This window comes from Pseudomonas sp. Os17 (genome assembly GCF_001547895.1).
Lineage (GTDB): Bacteria > Pseudomonadota > Gammaproteobacteria > Pseudomonadales > Pseudomonadaceae > Aquipseudomonas.
The window spans coordinates 670,292-688,003 of the sequence record NZ_AP014627.1 but is presented as its reverse complement, the minus strand read 5'-3'; the positions used below and the strand labels follow the sequence as shown (position 1 = coordinate 688,003).

Sequence of the window (17,712 nt, the reverse complement as noted above, 5' to 3'; positions counted from 1 at the left end):
TCAGAAGAACAGGTCGACCCGGAAATACACCGGGTGCTCTCGCCTCTCGATAATTGCCGGCCGCTCCAGGGAGCGCGCGAAGCTGACGGATGCGGCCAGATACTGGCCGCGGGCATTGAGTTCCAGGGCATTGCCGCTCATGCGGCCCTTGGCGTCGTGGTTGTAGCGATCGCCCTTGATCACCCCAACGTCGTAGGCAAAGGCCATACCGTATTCCTGAACAAAGGGTTGCAGCGCCGGCCAGGTCACCGCGCGGCGCCAGCGCAGCTGGTTACGCCAGTAACCGCCGCTATTGCCGGACAGGGTCTGGTCCTGGAAACCACGCACCGAGTTGAGCCCGCCGAGGCTGATGCGCTGAGGGCTGAAGAGCACGTCCTCGCTGCGCTGACCGGTGGCCAGGCTGTCGAAGCTGAAATTCTCGTCCCACAGGCGAAAGGGCTGCAGGTAGCTCAGGGTCAGGCTGTATTTGTTGTAACGGGCCACGGGTTCACTGCCATGGGGATTGCCGCTGCCTTGGGCGTCCAGGGCACCGATGCCCTGCTGCCAGCCGATATCGGCGTTGACCAGGGCATTGCCGATGCGCCGCCCGTGGTTGAAACCCAGTTGGCTTTCGGTGATGCGGTTACTGGAGACATCGATCAGGTTGTCGTCGATGTAGTTGCGCGTGCGCAACTGACTCAGGCCCAGGCTCATGCCGGTCTTGCTCAGGTTGTCGCGGTGCAGTACCCGTTCGGCGCGCAACTGCTGGTTGGTGCTGTCGCCGTCCATGCTGAAGGCGAAGCCGGTGCTGTCATTGCGGGTGCGGTAGTAGCTCTGGCTGTAGGAGTAACTGACGGTCCACCAGCCCCAGGGCAGGCTGTAGTAGAGGCTCTGGTTGTCGGAATGGCGCCAGTGGTCGCTGACCGTGTCCTGGTTGGCCCGCAGACTGAGCTGGTCCGCCAGGCCCAGAGGGCTGTCCCAGTCCAGGCCGAGGCCGGCCTGCTGTTCACCGGTGCTCTTGTCGCCGCTGTTATTGCGGGTTGCCGTAACCCGCCAGGGTTTCAGACGCTGGCCCTTGAGGCCGACACGGCTGTCGCCCAGTTTTTCCCCCGGTGACAACTCCAACTCGACCTGGCGCGAAGGCAGGCGGCTGAGCTGATCCACCAACTGTTCCAGCTCCCGCAGATTGAGCACCTCACCGGTGGTGCCGGGAAAGCTCATGGCCAGTTCCCGGGAGCTGGCCAGGGCCGAACTATCCAGGCTTTCCAGGCGGCCTTCGACCACCACGATGGTCAGATCCCCCGAGGCCAGTTCCTGAGCCGGCAGGTAGGCACGCGTGGTGACATAGCCCTGCTGCAGGTAGTGGTGGGTGATGGCCTTTAGCAGGGTGTTGATCTGCGCCACCGACAGGCACTGGTTGCGATAGGGCGCCACCAGGCGTTCGCGGTCGGCGCTGCTCAGGTGGTCGGCACCTTTGAGAATCACGGTCTTGATCGTGAAGCAGCGCTGCTCTCCCGGTTGCGGGGCAGGCTCGGCGGGCAAGGTTTGGCCGGGGAGTTGCTGGAGTTCGTCGAGACGCTTCTGCTGCTCTTGCAGCAACTGCTGCTGGCGATCACGGATCAAGTCGCGATCACCCGGAGTCTGCAACGGTGCGGCGCTGAGGGCCAATGGCCCGGACAAAGCACAAAACGCTACTACCGGCCTGAATAAGCCAAAACGCGACATGCCTTTCATTCCCTGGAATCACGCACACTGGCTAGCAGAGCATGCGCGCGGTGCATCCCGGCACCTGATTTCGAAGGGGATAAAGTTTAAATGTAAAAAAATTTACACAATAAAAAAGCGACGAGCGGTAAAAATAGGATTTATCTCATTGAAAAATAACGAGTTACGTGATCCATAAATCCATAAGAGCCGATGCAGGCCAAGGTTCGGTCACCGATTCGACACCTTGGCCCCACCGATTCGGGCCTATTTCTTCTTCAGGCAATCACTCATGAACGCCTTGCGCGCATCGCCCTTGAGGGCCTTGGCGGTGGCGTCGGCGTTGCAGGTCTTCATTCTTTCCTGAGGCGTGGAAGGGGTGGCGGCAGCGGCCGGGGCGGCCTTGAGGCAGGTGCTCATGAAGGCCTTGCGCTCGTCGCCCTTGAGGCTCTTGGCGGTGGCTTCGGCGTTACAGCTGGTCATCTTGTTCTGCTGGGCGGTGGCGGCAAACCCCTGGGAGCACAACAGCAGGCCCACCATCAACAACGGAATACGCAACATCTTCATGGAGTTTTCTCCTTGTCACCGCGCCGACGGGCACGGCCTCCTGCGCAGTGTAGACAAAGCCTGTTACACCTTCATCTGTTCTGCAGGCCGGCCCGGCGGTATTGCTCGGGGGTGCAGCCGGCCTGGCGTTGGAACATCGCGATAAACGCCGAGGCGGTGCTATAGCCCATGTCGAAGGCGATTTCCTGGATGCTGCGCGGGCTGTCCAGGGCCTCGATGGAGGCCAGGAAACGCTGGCGCTGGCGCCATTCGCCAAAGCTCATGCCCAGCTCACGAACGAACTGCCGGGCCAGGGTGCGTTCGCTGACATGGGCCTGCTGCGCCCAATGGGCCAGCGGCTGGTGGTTGCCCGGCTCGGCCTGCAGGGCCTGGAGCACTCGCAGCAGCTCCGGGTGGCTGGCGTAGGGCAGGTAGCAGTTATGCACCGGGGCCTGGCGCAGTTGGTCCAGCGCCACCTGGGCCAGGCGCTGGTCGGCCTCGCCCTCGGGGATCTGCACGTCCCGGGCGGCGAAGTCCTTGAGGATCGCCTTGAGAATCTCGCTGATGGCCAGGGTGCTGCCCTGCCGCGGCAGGTCCGCGCACAGTTCCGGCGCCAGCAGCACCGCCCGGTAGTTGATCGGCTGGGAAGTGTAGAAACTGTGGGGCGTCTGCGGCGGCACCCAGACCGCGTATTGCGGTGGCGACATGAAGCGCTGGCCGGCGATCTCCATGTGCATCACCCCATGGGCCGAATACTCCAGGCAGCCCCAGGGATGACGGTGCTCCAGGGCATGGCTGTGGGCGGCGAAGTCGGCATAGCGGAAATACACCGGCGCGGGGAGCCCGTGGAAATCCAGGAGGTCGATGTGTTTTTTGCTCATGCTGTCCGGATGTCGGGGCGGGTTGTCCGGTTCGCAGTATAGGCGTTGATCCGGACAAGGGGATAATCGCTCCTCATCAACTCTGTGGCTGTCTCCATGCAATACGCTTATCCACTGCTGGCCATCTTTATCTGGGCCGGCAATACCGTGATCAACAAACTCGCCGTGGGCGCGATCTTCCCCGCGGAGATCGGCTTCTATCGCTGGTTGCTGGCCGGCCTGCTGTTCACCCCCTTCATGCTCAAGCCGGTGATCGGCCACTGGCCGGTGATCCGCCCCAACCTGTGGCGCATCGCCATTCTCGGCATCCTGGGCATGGCGGTGTATCAGAGCCTGGCCTACTTCGCCGCCAGCCTGACCTCGGCCACCAACATGGGCATCATTCTGTCGCTGATGCCGCTGATGTCCCTGGCCATGGCCATCGCCGCCCTGGGCCAGCGCCTGACCGCCGGGGCCCTGGTGGGCGCGGTGCTGTCGTTTGCCGGGGTGCTGCTGGTGGTGTCCTCCGGCAGCCTGGCGGCGCTGCTGCAGCACGGGGTCAACCTGGGGGACGCGATGATGCTGGTGGCCACCCTGGCCTATGCGGTTTACAGCACCCTGCTGAAAAAATGGCAGCTGCGCCTGCCACCGCTGGTGCTGCTGTACCTGCAGGTGCTGGTGGCGGTGGTGGTTCTGCTGCCGCTGTTCCTGGCCTCGCCAAAAGTCGGGCCGACCCTGCAGAACATTCCCCTGGTGCTCTATGCCTGCCTGCTGGCCTCGATGCTCGCGCCCCTGGCCTGGATGCAGGCGGTGGTGCGCCTGGGGCCAAGCCGGACCACGCTGTTCTTCAACCTCTTGCCGTTGATCACGGCGCTGATTGCCGCGGTGGTGCTGCATGAGCGACTGGCCTGGTTTCATCTGGTGGGTGGCGTGCTGACGTTGGCCGGGGTGGTTCTCTCGGAGCGCTGGACCACGGTAATGCGGCCGTTGGCCGGCAAGCCGGCGCCTACGGGGCAAGGCTGAAGGTCAGAGGCCGGCGGCCTTGAGGCGCTGGGCATGTTCGACGAACAGGCGGATCGGTTCCGCGCCCTTGCCCACCAGGCCCAGGGACTGGTTGACGATATCGAAGTGATCCAGGGGGTAATCGTCGCCGATGACCTGCCCCAGATGGGAGCTGTAGCGCCCCACCATGCCGTCGCACTGGCCGGCTTCGCGGACGAAAGTCCGGGCGAACAGGCGGCAGCTGCGACTGGTGCCGTCGAACAGATTGCGTCCGCGATTGGTCTTGCCCGGCTGCAAGGTGCCGGACCAGGAGTAGTAGCGCACACCGTCGACCTGCTCCGGCCCCTGGCCGCCCCAGGTCGTCGGCAACCCCTGGGGGTATTGGCGGTTGAACAGGGCCACGCCCTCGGTGGTCAGCGACTGGTGCGAGGCGTGAATATCCACTGGCAGTTTCGGCCCGCGATAGCCGGTTTCCAGCAGCGTCATCAAGGCCGCGATACCCCGCAATAGCGCACTCAGGATGCGCCCCTTGAAGCTGTGGGCCGGGGAATGCCGGGCCAGGTAATCCGCCAGTTCGGAACCGTGGTTGGGACCGGCCACCGAAGTCACCGAAGCCACCCAGTCCGGGCGCTTGGCGGCAGCGTAGCGCGCGGTGAGCGCGCCCTGGCTGTGGCCGATCAGGTTGACCCGCGAGGCACCGGTCTCGGCCAGGATCCGCTGGACCTGGGCCAGCAGTTGTTCGCCGCGCACCTCGCTGGAGTTGAGCGGCGACACTTGCACCGCATACACCCGGGCCCCGCCCCGGTGCAGGGCCGGGATGATCCCGTACCAGTAGGGGTACAGCAGCAGGCGGACAAAACCGAGCATGCCGGGAACCAGCACCAGGGGGTATCGCGTGGCAAGCGCTTGGGACATGCAGGGAGTCCTTGAAATGGGCCGGGCTGGCCCAGGCTGAAAGCTAGACCATAACCAAGGGCATCGTCAGTCCCCGTGACGGTTTGACGACAGCAACATGACAGCCCCGCCTACTTCAACCCCGCCACCCCGGCCACGATCAGCCCTACCGACAGCAGCTTGAGCGGCGTCAGGCTTTCCCCCAGCAGCACGAAGCCCAGCAGCACCGTGCCCAGGGAGCCGATCGCGGTCCAGATCGGATAGGCCACGCTGACCGGCAACTCGCGCATGGCCAGGGTCAGGAAGTAGATGCCGGCCACGGCCGCCATCACCGTCACCAGCGAAGGCCAGGGACGGGTGAAGCCCTCGGCGTACTTCATGCCCATGGCGAACGTGACCTCAAAGGCCGCCGCCAGCAGCAGGTATATCCAGGCCATGGCGCCACCTCAGAACGTGCGTGCCAGGGCCAGCAGACGCTGCTGCGCCTCGTCACAGGACTGTTGGAAACGCTCGGGCACCGACTCCTCGCCTTCTGCCGCGACCACGGTCACGTCCTCGATACCGATGAATCCCAGGGCCGTGCGCAACCAGCGATCGGCGTGGTTCAGCGCTTCGTGCTCGCCCCCGGGACCGAAGCCGCCACCACCACGACTGGTGACAATCAATACCTTCTTGCCCTGCACCAGTGGCTGGTACTGGGCCACGCCGTTATCCAGCAGGGTGTTGAAGGTCAGCCCCAGGCGCACGATGTGATCGACCCAGGCCTTGATCCCACTGGGCACGCTGAAGTTGTACATGGGCGCCGAGATCACCAGGCGCCGATGCTCCAGCAACTCGCCCACCAGCTCGTCGCTCAAGGCCAGGTCGGCCTGCATCGACAGCGACCGGGCCTCGGGCTGTGGATAAAACGCCGCGGCGATAAAGGCCTCGCTGACGTGGGGCAGGGAACCCCGCCCGACTTCCCGGCGCGTGAGCCTGCCCTGGGGATGGGCCCCTTGCCAGGCCTGGAGAAACGCTTCGGCCAACCGCCGGCTATGGGAACGCTCGCCCCGTGGACTGCCGTGAATGACAAGAACTGAACTCATCTTGATGCTCTCCTGCGGATTGATTTCAACGACCTTGCATGGCCGTAGATTCCGCGATAAATCTAGAGGCACCGGGTTTTCGCAACAAATGAGCAAAAGTTCACTCAGATGAACTTAGCTCACCCATGGAGCCAAACATGTTCGCCCACCTGCCCCTCACCGCCCTGCGCACCTTCGAATCCGCCGCGCGCCTGCTGAGCTTCAAGGCCGCCGCCGAGGACCTGTCGGTGACGCCCACCGCGGTGTCCCACCAGATCCGCAGCCTGGAGCACTGGCTGGGCGTGCCCCTGTTCCAGCGCCTGCCACGCCAGGTACGCCTGACCGACTCCGGCGAACGGCTGTTCCACAGCCTGCACGGCGCCCTGCTGGATGTGACCCAGAGTGTCGATAGCCTGCGCCCCAGCCCCAGCCCGACCCAGTTGACGGTATCCACCACGGCCGCCTTCGCCGCCCTGTGGCTGGTGCCGCGGCTGGGACGGTTCTACACCCGGCACCCGCGCATCAGCCTGCGCCTGGACACCCGTTGTGAAGTGGTGGACTTGCAGCAGGACGCCAGCATCGATGTGGCGATCCGCTATAGCCAGGATGACTACCCGGACCTCCACGGCCTGTGTCTGTTCGATGAGCGTTTCGCGGTCTACGGCGCCCCCCGGCAAGTGGCCCTCGCACAGCAGCAGCGACCGTCCCTGATCAGCGTGCATTGGCGCAACTCAAGGCTTTACGCCGACGGCTGGCAGGCCTGGTGCACCCTGGCCGGTGAACAGTGGCTCGCCGACCCGGCGCTGGTCCGCTCCTACGACGAAGAGCAATACGCCCTGCAGGCCGCCATTGCCGGCCAGGGCCTGGTGCTGGCGAGCAATATCCTGGTGTCCCAGAGCGTGGCTAGCGGCCTGCTGCAACCCTATCGCCCGCAGGTCCAGGTGGACGGTGCCGGCTACAGCGCCCTGTGCGTGCCGGGCCGTGAACGCCATCCGCCGGTGAAGGCCTTCCTCCAGTGGCTGCAAGAGGAATCGCTGCTGGACGGGCATCCGCCCCTGGCGCGCGGCGGCGCTCCTGGCCGCTCACACAGCGCGAACTGAAGGAGCAGGCCTATCCGATAAAACTTTTTGCCGCGCCCGGGACTCACAACCCATGTAGCGATCAGGTCGACAGAGCCTGACGCCAAACGGATTAGCCCCCAGGAGATCGACATGAGCGACAAGCATTTATCTGATGTGCAAAGCCTGCGGCAGCGGGCCCGTCAACACGTGGAGAACGGCGCCGTGACCGAAGGCTACAGCGCCGACCGCGAGGAGGTGCTGCGCCTGCTCAACGAGTCGCTGGCCACCGAGCTGGTGTGCGTCCTGCGCTACAAGCGCCACTACTTCATGGCCACCGGCCTCAAGGCCAGCGTGGCGGCCGACGAGTTTCTCGAGCATGCGACCCAGGAAGCCGAACACGCCGACAAGCTGGCCGAGCGCATCGTCCAGCTCGGTGGCGAACCGGAATTCAATCCGGACCTGCTGTCCAAGCACTCCCACGCCCAGTACGTGGCCGGCAACAACCTGAAGGAAATGGTCTACGAGGACCTGATGGCCGAGCGGATCGCCATCGACAGCTACCGCGAGATCATCCAGTACATCGGCGACAAGGATCCCACCACCCGCCGCCTGTTCGAAGAGATCCTGGCCCAGGAAGAAGAACACGCCGACGACATGGCCGACATCCTCAAGGATCTGTAACCCCCTCCCCAGGCCCGCCCCTGCCTTGCGCTGGAGCGGGCTTGCGCGCCAGGCGCCCTTTTTCCTACTTGCTCGGTTTCACCGTCACCGGTGCCTTGCCCGAGCGCATCTGCTGCAGCAACGGCGCGCACTGATTGGGCTCGTCACCGCTGGGCGCCACCAGCGCCAGCAGCCCCGCCGCCGGCCCGGCGATCACCCCCAGCGCCACCATCCCGGCCCCGCGCAGCACCAGCGGCACCGCCTTGACGCCAGCGCTGGGCTTGATGAACTTGCCCTGCACATACAACGGTGAACGCAGGGAGAACAGGCGCAGCCCCTTGGATTCCGGGGTGATGGTCAGATCCAGTTGCTCGGTGGCCATGTTGGCGGTGCCGTCGATGTAGATGATGGCGTTCTCGGTGTCGAAGACGAACAGCCGGGAACTGGCCAGCCCGCTCTTGATGCCGAAGTCGGCGGCGGCGCAGTTGATCTTCACTTCCTTGTCGCCAAACATCTTGCCGACCACATAGTTGCCGACGTTGAGTCCGGCGATTTCCATCAGGCTGCGGCTGATGGCGCCGTCGTTGATCAGCATCTTCAGGTCACCGTTGGCGCTGCCCAGTAAGGCCGCCACCGAGTTGCCGCGGCCGGCGATGTCGGCATCGCCGTTGAGCTCGCCGAAACTGGTCTTCATCGGTTCGAACCCTGGGAACAGCTGCTTGAGCTTGAAGTTGCGCGCGGTCAGCCTGGCCCGGCCTTCCAGCGGCGTGGCCTGCCCATTGAGGCGCACCTGAGCATCCAGCCTGCCGCCGGCCACGCCGAAGCGCAGCGGCTCCAGGCTGAGCTGGCCGTCATTGAGCACCAGGTGGGTGTAGAGATCGGTGAACGGCAGATCGGCGCTGTGGACGATGCGCTTGCCGGTGAACTCCACATCGGCGTCCATGTCGCGCCAGCGCTCGGTGCGAAACTCCTCCACCGGCAGCACCTTGTCCGCCGGCTGCTTGCTCTCGCCGCCCCGGGCCTTCTGCGCGGAGTTGGAGTCGGCACCGATCAGCGGCGCCAGGTCGCTCATCAGCAACTGGTTGGAAACCAGCGCACCGCTGAGCTTGGGCCGCGGCTGACTGGCCACGTAGGTCAGGTTGCCGTGGATATCGCTGTCGCCGATCTTGCCGTTGAAATCCTGGTAACTGAAGGTCGCGCCCGCCGGGTCGCGCAGCTTGGCGGTCAGATGGCCGTCGGTGGCATAGGGCGGCGAGTCCGGCAGGGTCACCCCGGTCAGCGGATAGAGGTTGCCCAGGCTGGTGCCTGCCAGTTTCAGGCGCAGGTCCAGGGCGCCCAGATTCAGCGGGTCGGTGAGGCTGCCCCGCAGCTCCACCTGGGTGGCGCCGATCTGCGCCTGGGCCTGCAACGGAAACGGCCGGCGACCGTCCTGCAGGGCCAGCAGCCCGCCGATCTTGCCGGTGCCGGCAAGCTTCTGCCCGTGGTACTGGCCCTTGACCTTGAGGGCGAACGCGTAGGCCTGCGGCTCGGCGCCTTTTGCCGTGACCTTCTGCGCCTCGCTTTCACCGACGATGTCGCTGAACGGAATGGGCTTGCCGAGCAACTCCACTTGCAGGTCGAGCTGGGTGTTCAGGGTCTGGTCATCCAGGGTCACGTGGCCCTTGTCGAAACCGATGGCGCCGATATCCAGCGTCCAGCTCGAAGGCTCGGCCTCAGGGTCTTTCGGGTCGAACTTGAAGGTCCAGTTGGCGCGACCGTCGGCCAGCCGCTGCAGCGCGGCGTCGGGCTCGGTGAGGTCGATTCGCGGGATGCTGACCCGCCGCACCAGCAGGGCCAGGGGCGAGATCCGCAGCTCGACCCGTTTGAGGCCGACCATCTGCGGCGCCTTGGACCAGTCCGGATTGCCCAGGGTCAGGTCCTGGGCCACCACGTGGGGCCAGGGCACCCAGGCGCGCCAGCCGCCCTCTTCAGGCTCGCGGTGCCAGGCCACCGACAAGTCGCCATTGATCGCGAACGGCCGGTGCAACTCCTCGGACACCTTGGCGTTGAGGGTCGGCTTGATCCGGTTCCAGTCGAAGAAGGCAATCACCAGCACCAGCACGGCCAGTAGCAGGATCAGACCACAGACGGTCCAGGCGAGAATTTTACGAGTGCGCGTCATTGCACGAGGCTCCTGAAGACAACTGAGCGCCAAATCACGACGCATCGGTGAAATGCCGGTGGAGAATCCCCGGCCATGAAAACTACGACTGATAAAGCCCACACAGGTTTAATCCGGGCGCCGGCCCAGGCGAAAAAAAACCGATTTCCTGATCGATCGGACAGCCGGGTGTTACCTCGCCCTGCCCTGTTGCGAAGCCTGAGTGAGTCGAAAATACCCACTGCGGTGCAAACGCCGTCGGCGCAAAGGCCCGGGCTAGAGCCTTGCGGGCAAACAATCAATTTCGTTGATTATTACCATTGTGGTTATGAACTTTTATATCGAATTTGCGGCGGTAACATTAGCTCCGTACCCAATTTATCGCCCTGCCAAGGAGCACCCCATCATGAAACGCCACATCTTACTGAGCCTGACCCTGTCCATCCTGGCCGCCAACGCCTTCGCCCTGCCGGCCGCCGAACAAGCCACTCCGCAGGTCAAGGCCAGCCACAGCGTGTTCAGCCAAACCCTGGCTGAAGGCGGTTCGGATCGCCTGATCGAACGCAACAAAGTCGCTGCCGACGGTTATGACCGCACGCCACAAGGCCAGAGCGTTGCCGAAGACGGCTATGATCGCACCCCTCAGGGCCAGAACGTTGCCGAAGATGGTTACGACCGTACTCCACAAGGTCAGAACGTCGCTGAAGATGGCTACGATCGCACCCCACAAGGTCAAACCGTAGCCGAAGGCGGCCGTGATCGCCTGGAAGAGAAAGGCCTGGTGGAAGATGGCTTCAGCCGCACCCCTCAAGGCCAGACTGTTGCCGAAGGCGGTGCCGATCGCCTGGCCGAACGTCATCAAGCAGCGAGCTGAGGCCATGCTGGCCCTTAAAAAAAGCCCGATCCCTGGATCGGGCTTTGGCTTTCATGGAGCCCCGTTGTCGCCCCCCGCCCTCCCTGCCCTCGCCTGACGCAGGTTCGACTCCGGCAAAGTTGATTTGCTAGAGTGCGCCGCTCCTCTTGAGCAAAGAAATAACCCGCCGATGCTGCCCCGCGCCGAACAGAAGCAACAGACCCGTAATGCCTTGATGGATGCCGCCCGGCATCTGATGGAGTGTGGTCGTGGTTTCGGCAGCCTGAGCCTGCGGGAAGTGGCGAAAGCCGCTGGCATCGTGCCCACCGGTTTCTACCGGCACTTCAGCGACATGGACCAACTGGGCCTGGAACTGGTCAGCGAGGTCGGCCAGACCTTTCGCGAAACCATCCGCCTGGTGCGCCACAACGAATTCGTCATGGGCGGCATCATCGACGCCTCGGTGCGCATCTTCCTCGACGTGGTGGAAGCCAAGCGCGCGCAGTTCCTGTTTCTCGCCCGCGAGCAATACGGCGGCTCGCTGCCGGTACGCCAGGCCATCGCCAGCCTGCGGGAGAACATCAGTTCCGACCTGGCGGCCGACCTGACCCTGATGCCCAAGCTGCAGCACCTCAATGCCGCCGATCTCGGGGTGATGGCCGACCTGATCGTCAAGAGCGTGTTCGCCACCCTGCCGGACATCATCGATCCGCCAGCTCAGGCCCTGCCCGAGCACCTCACGCCCCAGGCCAAGATCACCCAGCAACTGCGCTTCATCTTCATCGGCCTGAAACACTGGCAAGGCCTGGGCAGCACCGAGTAACCCGCCGCTCCCCCCCCTTCAATTCATCTGCGCGCCCCGCTCAAGGGCGCGGGTTCGCGCCTGGACGCCGGCCCGGCACCGGATTGCGGCAAAAATATTTCCCGCGCACCAACTCGGTGCTATAAATCAGCGCAGCGCGCCATTTTGTAACAAGATAAAACAAGGTTTTGCCCCTTTTTCAGGCGCAGTTCCGGTGTCGACAAAGGGGTTTCCCTCTCCTCCGAGCGATTGGCAAGCCCCTTGCTCTGGCTTGTGCATCGCTCATAGCTGGAAGCTCCCCGATGCTGGTGATCCACCGCAGAACCGCCCCCCAAAACGCCTGGTCCGCCGAGCTGCACCTGACTTACGAGGCCCGCAGCAAAAGCCGCCTGCGCTGTTTCAGTGCCGAGGGTGAAGACGTCGGCCTGTTTCTCGAGCGTGGCCAGCCGCCGCTGCACGACGGCGAGTTCCTTGAAGCCGAGGACGGCCGCATCGTCAAGGTCTGCGCCCGCCCGGAAACCCTGCTGCACGTCACCTGCCGCAATGCCTTCGAACTGACCCGCGCCGCCTATCACCTGGGCAACCGCCACGTGGCCCTGCAAGTGGGCGACGGCTGGCTGCGCCTGCTCGATGACTACGTGCTCAAGGCCATGCTCGAACAACTGGGGGCCAGCACCGACACCATCGAGGCGCCCTTCCAGCCCGAGCACGGCGCCTATGGCGGCGGCCACCATCATTCGCGTCACGGCGATGAAGACTTCAACTATCCACCGCGCCTGCATCAGTTCGGCGTCCGTCCATGAACCCGGCCTGGGCCCTGTTGCGCCTGGCCAGTCCGCAGTTGCCGATTGGCGGCTACAGCTATTCCCAGGGCCTGGAGATGGCCGTGGAACAGCAGCGCGTGCATGACCCGGACAGCGCCCGCCGCTGGATCGGCGACCAACTGCTGCTGAACCTGGCGCGCTTCGAAGCACCGCTGTTGCTGGCCCACTGCCAAGCCGCCGCCGATCAGGACTGGGTCCGCCTGCAGCAGCTGTGCGAAGCCCACCGGGCCAGCCGCGAAACCCGCGAGCTGTACCAGGAAAGCCGGCAGATGGGCTATTCCCTCAAGCAACTGCTGGAAGGCCTGCCGGAACTCGACGCTGGTGCCCGGGACCTGCTGGCGCGCCAGGACGAACCGCACCTGGCCCTGGGCTGGGCCCTGGCCGCCCGCGCCTGGCACATCAGCCCCGCCGATGCCCTGGCCGCCTGGCTCTGGAGCTGGCTGGAAAACCAGCTGGCGGTGCTGATGAAGACCCTGCCCCTGGGCCAGCAGGCCGCCCAGCGCCTGACCAGCGAGCTGCTGCCTTTGTTGCAGCAGGCCCAGCACCACGCCACGAACCTTGATCCCAACCATCATGGCAGCGCCGCTTTCGGCCTGTCCCTGGCGAGCATGGCCCACGAGCGCCAATACAGCCGCCTGTTCCGTTCCTAGGAGAAACTCATGAACGCACAACCTCTGCGCGTCGGCATCGGCGGCCCAGTGGGCTCCGGCAAAACCGCCCTGACCCTGGCCCTGTGCCTGGCCCTGCGCGAACGCTACAACCTGGCGGTGGTGACCAACGATATCTACACCCGCGAGGATGCCGACTTCCTGGTACGCAACCAGGCCCTGGCCCCGGAGCGGATCATCGGCGTGGAAACCGGCGGCTGCCCGCACACCGCCATTCGCGAAGACGCCTCGATCAACCTGGAGGCGGTGGACCAGCTGAACCGGCGCTTCCCCGGGCTCGACCTGATCCTGGTGGAATCCGGCGGCGACAACCTCTCGGCCACCTTCAGCCCGGAACTGTCGGACCTGACCATCTACGTGATCGACGTTTCCGCCGGCGACAAGCTGCCGCGCAAGGGCGGCCCGGGAATCTGCAAGTCCGACCTGCTGGTGATCAACAAGATCGACCTGGCGCCGCTGGTGGGCGCCTCACTGGAAATGATGAACAGCGACACCCAGCGCATGCGCGGCGGCAAGCCGTTTGTCTTCAGCAATCAGAAAACCGGCCAGGGACTGCAAGAGATCATCGCCTTCATCGAACGCCAAGGGCTGCTGACCGCGGCCTGAAACCGAACCTGAAAAAGCTCAACAAGGAAGCCACTCATGACCCTGAAATCACTCTTCGGCGCCCTGGCGCTGCTGCTGACCCCGGCCCTGGCCTTCGCTCACCCGGGCCACGGCGACAACGGCCTGCTGGCCGGCATCAGCCACCCCATCGGCGGCCTCGACCACCTGCTGGCCATGCTTGCGGTCGGCCTGTGGGCGGCCCAGCAGCAAGGCGCGGCGCGCTGGGCACTGCCCTGCACCTTCGTCGGCACCATGCTCATCGGCGGCCTGCTGGGCTTTGAAGGGCTGAACCTGCCGGCCCTGGAAAGCGGCATTGCCGCGTCGGTACTGGCCCTGGGCCTGGCCGTGGCCCTGGCGGTGCGTCCGCCGCTGAGCCTGGCGCTCGCCGCCACTGCGCTGTTTGCCCTGTTCCACGGCGTGGCTCACGGCCTGGAACTGCCGGACATGTCCAGTCCCTGGACCTACGCCGCCGGTTTTGTCGCAGCCACCGCGGCCCTGCATGCCGCCGGCTATGCCGTGGTGCGGGTACTGCCTCAGGCGGCGGCGCCGCTGGTGCGCGTGGCCGGTGCCGCCTCGGCCGCAACGGGCGTGTGGTTGCTGGCAGGCTGATCCCTGCCCTCTTCTGTAGGAGCCGGCTGGCCGGCGAAGGCGGTCTTGCGGGCCTCGTTCGCGGGCAAGCCAGCTCCTGCAAGGCTGAGGTAATCTTCGGGACGCCTTCGCTGGCAAGCCGGCTCCTACCCGTATGGCGTGCTTGGCGGGCAAGCCGCCTGGCGGGGCTTCTCTGGTAACATGTCGCGCACTCAAACCTGCCGTGACGACGCCAGCCAATGCCCGATGTATCCCGCTCCGCCACCTCGCCTGAATCGAGCGCTCTGTTCAACGCCATGCAGCAGCATTTCCATAAGGTGATCGTGCCGCTGTGGCAAGGCCCGGGCTGGAATCCGCAGTTGGCACTGCCCTATGAGGCGCTGGACGCTGAACAGCGGCCATTGCCGCCGCAGCGCTATCGAGCCATGGCCTGTGCCCGGCAGCTGTACCTGTTCTCCCAATTGATCGGTGATGCCGCCGCCCCCTTTGCCCAAGAGCGGGCCGCCGCGCTGTTCCGCTCGCTGCAGCGGCACTTCCACGATGCCGAGCACGGTGGCTGGTTCTACAGCATCGATGCCGACGGCGCACCGCTGGATCGGCGCAAGGACCTCTACACCCACGCCTTTATCCTCTTCGCCTGCGCTCATTACTGGGCCAAGGTCCGCGAGCCGCTGGTGGAGTCGGTGCTCAATGCCGCCCTGGAAGTGGTAGCCCTGCGCTTTGCCCGGGGCGATGGACTCTACGAAGCCAGCCTCGCCGAGGACTGGTCCGTACTGGGTTCCGGGCCCCTGCAGAATCCGCTGATGCACCTGGCCGAAGCCTTTCTCGCAATCCTGGCAGTACGCGAAGACGCCGCGGTACAAACCGCACTGCTGGAGCTGTGCCAGGCCATGCAGCAGCAGTTCATCGACCCGCAGCACGGAGTGATGCTGGAGAAGCCACTGGGGGCTGTGGATAACTGGTTCGAGCCAGGGCATCAGTTCGAGTGGTTCTTCCTCCTCGACTCTTCGCCCTTGCTGCGCAGCAACCCGCTGCACGCCTCATTGAGTCGTGCCTTCGCGTTTGCCGAGCAGCTTGGTGTCGACCCGAAGAGCGGCGCGGTGTGCGCCATGCTCGACCTGCAACCGGGTGCCCCCATCAAGGACGCGACCCAGCGCATCTGGGCCCAGGCCGAGTACGTGCGTGCCCTGACCTTGCGTGCGGACAGCCAGGCGCCCCTGCTGCGTCAGCTCAAGGCGCTGCACGCGCATTTTCTGCATGCAGGGGGCTGGAATGAATGCCTGGATGCCAGTGGCGCGGTCAGCCGGCGGGATATGCCCTCGACCACGCCTTATCACCTGGCGACCTGTTATCGCGGGCTGGCGGAATATTTTGCCTGAAGCCTCTGCCGGCCAGCCGGCTCCTGCAAGCCCCCTGTAGGAGACGGCTGGTCGGCGAAAAGCGCACCGCCGATCAAACGATCCACTTGCGATCCCCGGTAAAGCTGATGGTCAGCCAGCGCGCGGCGTCGGCCTCTCCCAACTCACTGGAAATCTCCTCGCGCAAGCGGTCCAGAGTCGCCACATCCTGCAGCGGATAGTCCGCCGGCAGCACGATATGGATCTCGATGAAACGCGCCCGGCCGTGCTTCTGCACGTAGGAAATGTATTCCTGGAAGCCATAGGCAACCATGGCCTCTTCCATCACGCTGCGCACCTTCTCATCCAGCTGGTCCGGAGCGATGCCCAGCACATCACGCAACGCCGGCCGCAGGATCTTCAAGGCCGGCGGCAGCATGCTGATGGCCAGCAGGATCAGGATCGCCGGGTCGACATACACCGCCCAGCGGTCATGCCCGTACTGCTTGAGCAGCAGCGCCGTGACAAAGCTCACCAGCAGCCCCACCGAGAGCATCGCGTCCACCAGCCAGCTGATGTTGTCGAACTGGATCAGTGACGATTTGAGCTTGCGGTTACGCCGGCGCACATAGAAGAAGTAGGCGAACTCCGCCACGGCGAAGAAGGCGGCATAAAAGATCACCAGCCCCAACTCGACCTCTCGGCCACCGTTGATGATGCCGAACACACCGTTGAGGAAGGCATAGATGGCAATCAGCAGCAGGAAGCTGCCCTCGATCAACAGCACCATGGGCTCCAGATGCCAGAAGCCGAACTGGAAACGGTGGTTGCTTTCCTTGGCGATCAACCGGGCGGTGATCAGCATCAGGACCTTGATGACGGTCGCGATCAGGGAAAAAAATCCATCGAACAAAATGGATTGGGCGCCAGAAACAAAACCCGTGACGATACCGGCGATCGCCACGATGAACATCAATACAGTCGATTGTTTGAGCAGAGACTGCTCACCTCGGTTACTCACGATTCCTCCTATCGAACTTCGAAAACACCGCCTCGTGTGAGACGGCCGCGAAATTTCGGGTCGGAATTCTACCTTGCCAGGGCCGGCTTCAAGCTGAAACGAATCAGCTTATGTGTTTCCGAGTACAACTGTAGTCGCTGCCGAGCCATGGCGAGGCTGCGAGCGCCGAGGTCTTGCGAACGCAAGAGGGCCTGGCGGCCCTGTCGCAGCCTGCGGCAGCGGCTACACCTTGCGCTCGATGGCGAAGCCGGCCCAGGTCTGGCTCACCGGCATCAGCTCCAGACTGTTGATGTTGACGTGGGCAGGCGTGTTGAGCACCCAGAAGATGGTGTCGGCGATGTCCTCGGGCTGGATCGGTTCGGCGCCGGCATAAGTGGCGTCATAGCGCGCCTGATCGCCAGCGAAACGCACCAGGGAGAACTCGCTTTCGCACAGGCCCGGCTCGATGTTGGTCACTCGTACCCCGGTGCCCTGAAGGTCGCAGCGCAGGTTCAGGGAGAACTGTTTGACGAAGGCCTTGCTCGCGCCATAGACGTGGCTGCCCGGGTACGGATAGTTGCCGGCGATGGAGCCCAGGTTGACGATCCCGGCGCCCCGGCCATGGGCGATCAGCCGTGGCAGCAGCAGGCGGGTGCTGTACATCAGGCCCTTGATGTTGGTGTCGACCATGGTGTCCCAGTCATCCAGGTCGCATTTGGGCGCCGGGTCGACGCCCAGGGCCAGGCCGGCATTGTTGATCAGGCCGCGCAGCTTGCCGAAGGACGCCGGCAGATTGGCGATGGCGGTTTCCATGGCCTTGCGGTCGCGCACGTCGAGCACCAGGCCGTGCACTTCGGTCTGCTTGGAAAGCTCTGCGCACAGCGCGTTGAGACGCTCTTCGCGCCGGCCGGTGAGCACCAGCGACCAACCGGCCGCGGCAAAACGCCGGGCGCAGGCTTCGCCAAAACCGGACGTCGCGCCCGTAATGAACAGTGTGGAAGTCATGGTGTTCTCCTTGCTGGGTGGCGAGCCGCCGTTTCATGAAAAAAGCGTTTCGCAGCATGCCCGGCCCGGCTCTGGGCGGCAACAGAAGCCCCGGACACCCCGGGCAGCTGTACAAAAAA

At 64.4% G+C, this 17,712-nt stretch carries 19 protein-coding genes; 10 read left to right on the top strand and 9 right to left on the bottom strand.

Features of this window, described 5'->3' with window-relative positions; genetic code table 11:
- The 3 genes from POS17_RS03055 to POS17_RS03045 form a co-directional block, all read right to left on the bottom strand.
- Positions 1–1,704, bottom strand: coding sequence for a ShlB/FhaC/HecB family hemolysin secretion/activation protein (locus POS17_RS03055; protein ID WP_060837301.1), 1,704 nt, complete (start codon positions 1,702–1,704; stop codon positions 1–3).
- A gap of 246 nt (positions 1,705–1,950) precedes the next feature.
- A complete protein-coding gene (locus tag POS17_RS03050) occupies positions 1,951–2,250 on the bottom strand; it encodes a PsiF family protein (RefSeq protein ID WP_047301399.1) in 300 nt (99 codons plus the stop codon).
- Between the two features lie 71 nt (positions 2,251–2,321).
- Positions 2,322–3,110: an AraC family transcriptional regulator gene (locus tag POS17_RS03045; RefSeq protein ID WP_060837300.1), complete on the bottom strand. Its 789-nt coding sequence runs from the start codon at positions 3,108–3,110 to the stop codon at positions 2,322–2,324.
- A gap of 96 nt (positions 3,111–3,206) precedes the next feature.
- On the opposite strand from POS17_RS03045, the gene POS17_RS03040 reads away from it, so the two are divergent.
- Positions 3,207–4,112 (top strand): DMT family transporter, encoded by a 906-nt coding sequence (locus tag POS17_RS03040; protein WP_060837299.1) that lies wholly within the window; start codon positions 3,207–3,209, stop codon positions 4,110–4,112.
- Between the two features lie 3 nt (positions 4,113–4,115).
- Here the strand turns inward: POS17_RS03040 and POS17_RS03035 are convergent, their stop codons facing one another.
- From POS17_RS03035 to POS17_RS03025, 3 genes are all read right to left on the bottom strand, one after another.
- Positions 4,116–5,006 (bottom strand): esterase/lipase family protein, encoded by an 891-nt coding sequence (locus POS17_RS03035; protein WP_060837298.1) that lies wholly within the window; start codon positions 5,004–5,006, stop codon positions 4,116–4,118.
- 110 nt (positions 5,007–5,116) lie between these two features.
- Complete coding sequence (locus POS17_RS03030; protein WP_060837297.1) at positions 5,117–5,422, bottom strand: DMT family transporter; 306 nt, start codon at positions 5,420–5,422, stop codon at positions 5,117–5,119.
- Positions 5,423–5,431: 9 nt separating this feature from the next.
- Entirely contained in the window at positions 5,432–6,070 is a 639-nt protein-coding gene (locus POS17_RS03025) for an FMN-dependent NADH-azoreductase (protein ID WP_060837296.1), read from the bottom strand.
- A 125-nt stretch (positions 6,071–6,195) separates the two neighbouring features.
- On the opposite strand from POS17_RS03025, the gene POS17_RS03020 reads away from it, so the two are divergent.
- Both POS17_RS03020 and POS17_RS03015 read left to right on the top strand, forming a co-directional pair.
- A complete protein-coding gene (locus POS17_RS03020) occupies positions 6,196–7,149 on the top strand; it encodes a LysR substrate-binding domain-containing protein (RefSeq protein WP_162492847.1) in 954 nt (317 codons plus the stop codon).
- Between the two features lie 111 nt (positions 7,150–7,260).
- Positions 7,261–7,791, top strand: a complete 531-nt coding sequence (locus POS17_RS03015; protein WP_060837294.1) for a ferritin-like domain-containing protein — start codon at positions 7,261–7,263, stop codon at positions 7,789–7,791.
- Positions 7,792–7,855: 64 nt separating this feature from the next.
- Here the strand turns inward: POS17_RS03015 and POS17_RS03010 are convergent, their stop codons facing one another.
- Positions 7,856–9,931 (bottom strand): AsmA family protein, encoded by a 2,076-nt coding sequence (locus tag POS17_RS03010; protein ID WP_060837293.1) that lies wholly within the window; start codon positions 9,929–9,931, stop codon positions 7,856–7,858.
- A 385-nt stretch (positions 9,932–10,316) separates the two neighbouring features.
- Here POS17_RS03010 and POS17_RS03005 point away from each other — a divergent pair, with 385 nt between their 5' ends.
- The 7 genes from POS17_RS03005 to POS17_RS02975 all read left to right on the top strand — a co-directional run bounded on the left by POS17_RS03005 (position 10,317) and on the right by POS17_RS02975 (position 15,630).
- Complete coding sequence (locus tag POS17_RS03005; protein ID WP_060837292.1) at positions 10,317–10,784, top strand: hypothetical protein; 468 nt, start codon at positions 10,317–10,319, stop codon at positions 10,782–10,784.
- 169 nt (positions 10,785–10,953) lie between these two features.
- Positions 10,954–11,586, top strand: coding sequence for a TetR family transcriptional regulator (locus POS17_RS03000; RefSeq protein ID WP_016967858.1), 633 nt, complete (start codon positions 10,954–10,956; stop codon positions 11,584–11,586).
- 281 nt (positions 11,587–11,867) lie between these two features.
- Positions 11,868–12,368 carry an urease accessory protein UreE gene (gene ureE, locus POS17_RS02995; RefSeq protein ID WP_060837291.1) on the top strand — a complete coding sequence of 167 codons (501 nt, stop codon included), beginning with the start codon at positions 11,868–11,870 and terminating at the stop codon, positions 12,366–12,368.
- Complete coding sequence (locus tag POS17_RS02990; protein ID WP_060837290.1) at positions 12,365–13,039, top strand: urease accessory protein UreF; 675 nt, start codon at positions 12,365–12,367, stop codon at positions 13,037–13,039. The genes ureE and POS17_RS02990 overlap by 4 nt, the downstream gene beginning before the upstream one ends.
- 9 nt (positions 13,040–13,048) lie before the next feature.
- Entirely contained in the window at positions 13,049–13,663 is a 615-nt protein-coding gene (ureG, locus tag POS17_RS02985) for an urease accessory protein UreG (RefSeq protein ID WP_060837289.1), read from the top strand.
- 36 nt (positions 13,664–13,699) lie between these two features.
- On the top strand, positions 13,700–14,272 hold the full coding sequence (locus POS17_RS02980; RefSeq protein ID WP_060837288.1) for a HupE/UreJ family protein: 573 nt from the start codon (positions 13,700–13,702) through the stop codon (positions 14,270–14,272).
- 218 nt (positions 14,273–14,490) lie between these two features.
- Positions 14,491–15,630 (top strand): AGE family epimerase/isomerase, encoded by a 1,140-nt coding sequence (locus POS17_RS02975; RefSeq protein WP_060837287.1) that lies wholly within the window; start codon positions 14,491–14,493, stop codon positions 15,628–15,630.
- A gap of 73 nt (positions 15,631–15,703) precedes the next feature.
- On the opposite strand, the gene POS17_RS02970 is transcribed toward POS17_RS02975, so the two are convergent.
- Positions 15,704–16,609 carry a cation diffusion facilitator family transporter gene (locus POS17_RS02970; protein ID WP_060837286.1) on the bottom strand — a complete coding sequence of 302 codons (906 nt, stop codon included), beginning with the start codon at positions 16,607–16,609 and terminating at the stop codon, positions 15,704–15,706.
- A 222-nt stretch (positions 16,610–16,831) separates the two neighbouring features.
- Complete coding sequence (locus tag POS17_RS02965; protein WP_060837285.1) at positions 16,832–17,593, bottom strand: SDR family oxidoreductase; 762 nt, start codon at positions 17,591–17,593, stop codon at positions 16,832–16,834.
- Between the last annotated feature and the right edge of the window lie 119 nt (positions 17,594–17,712).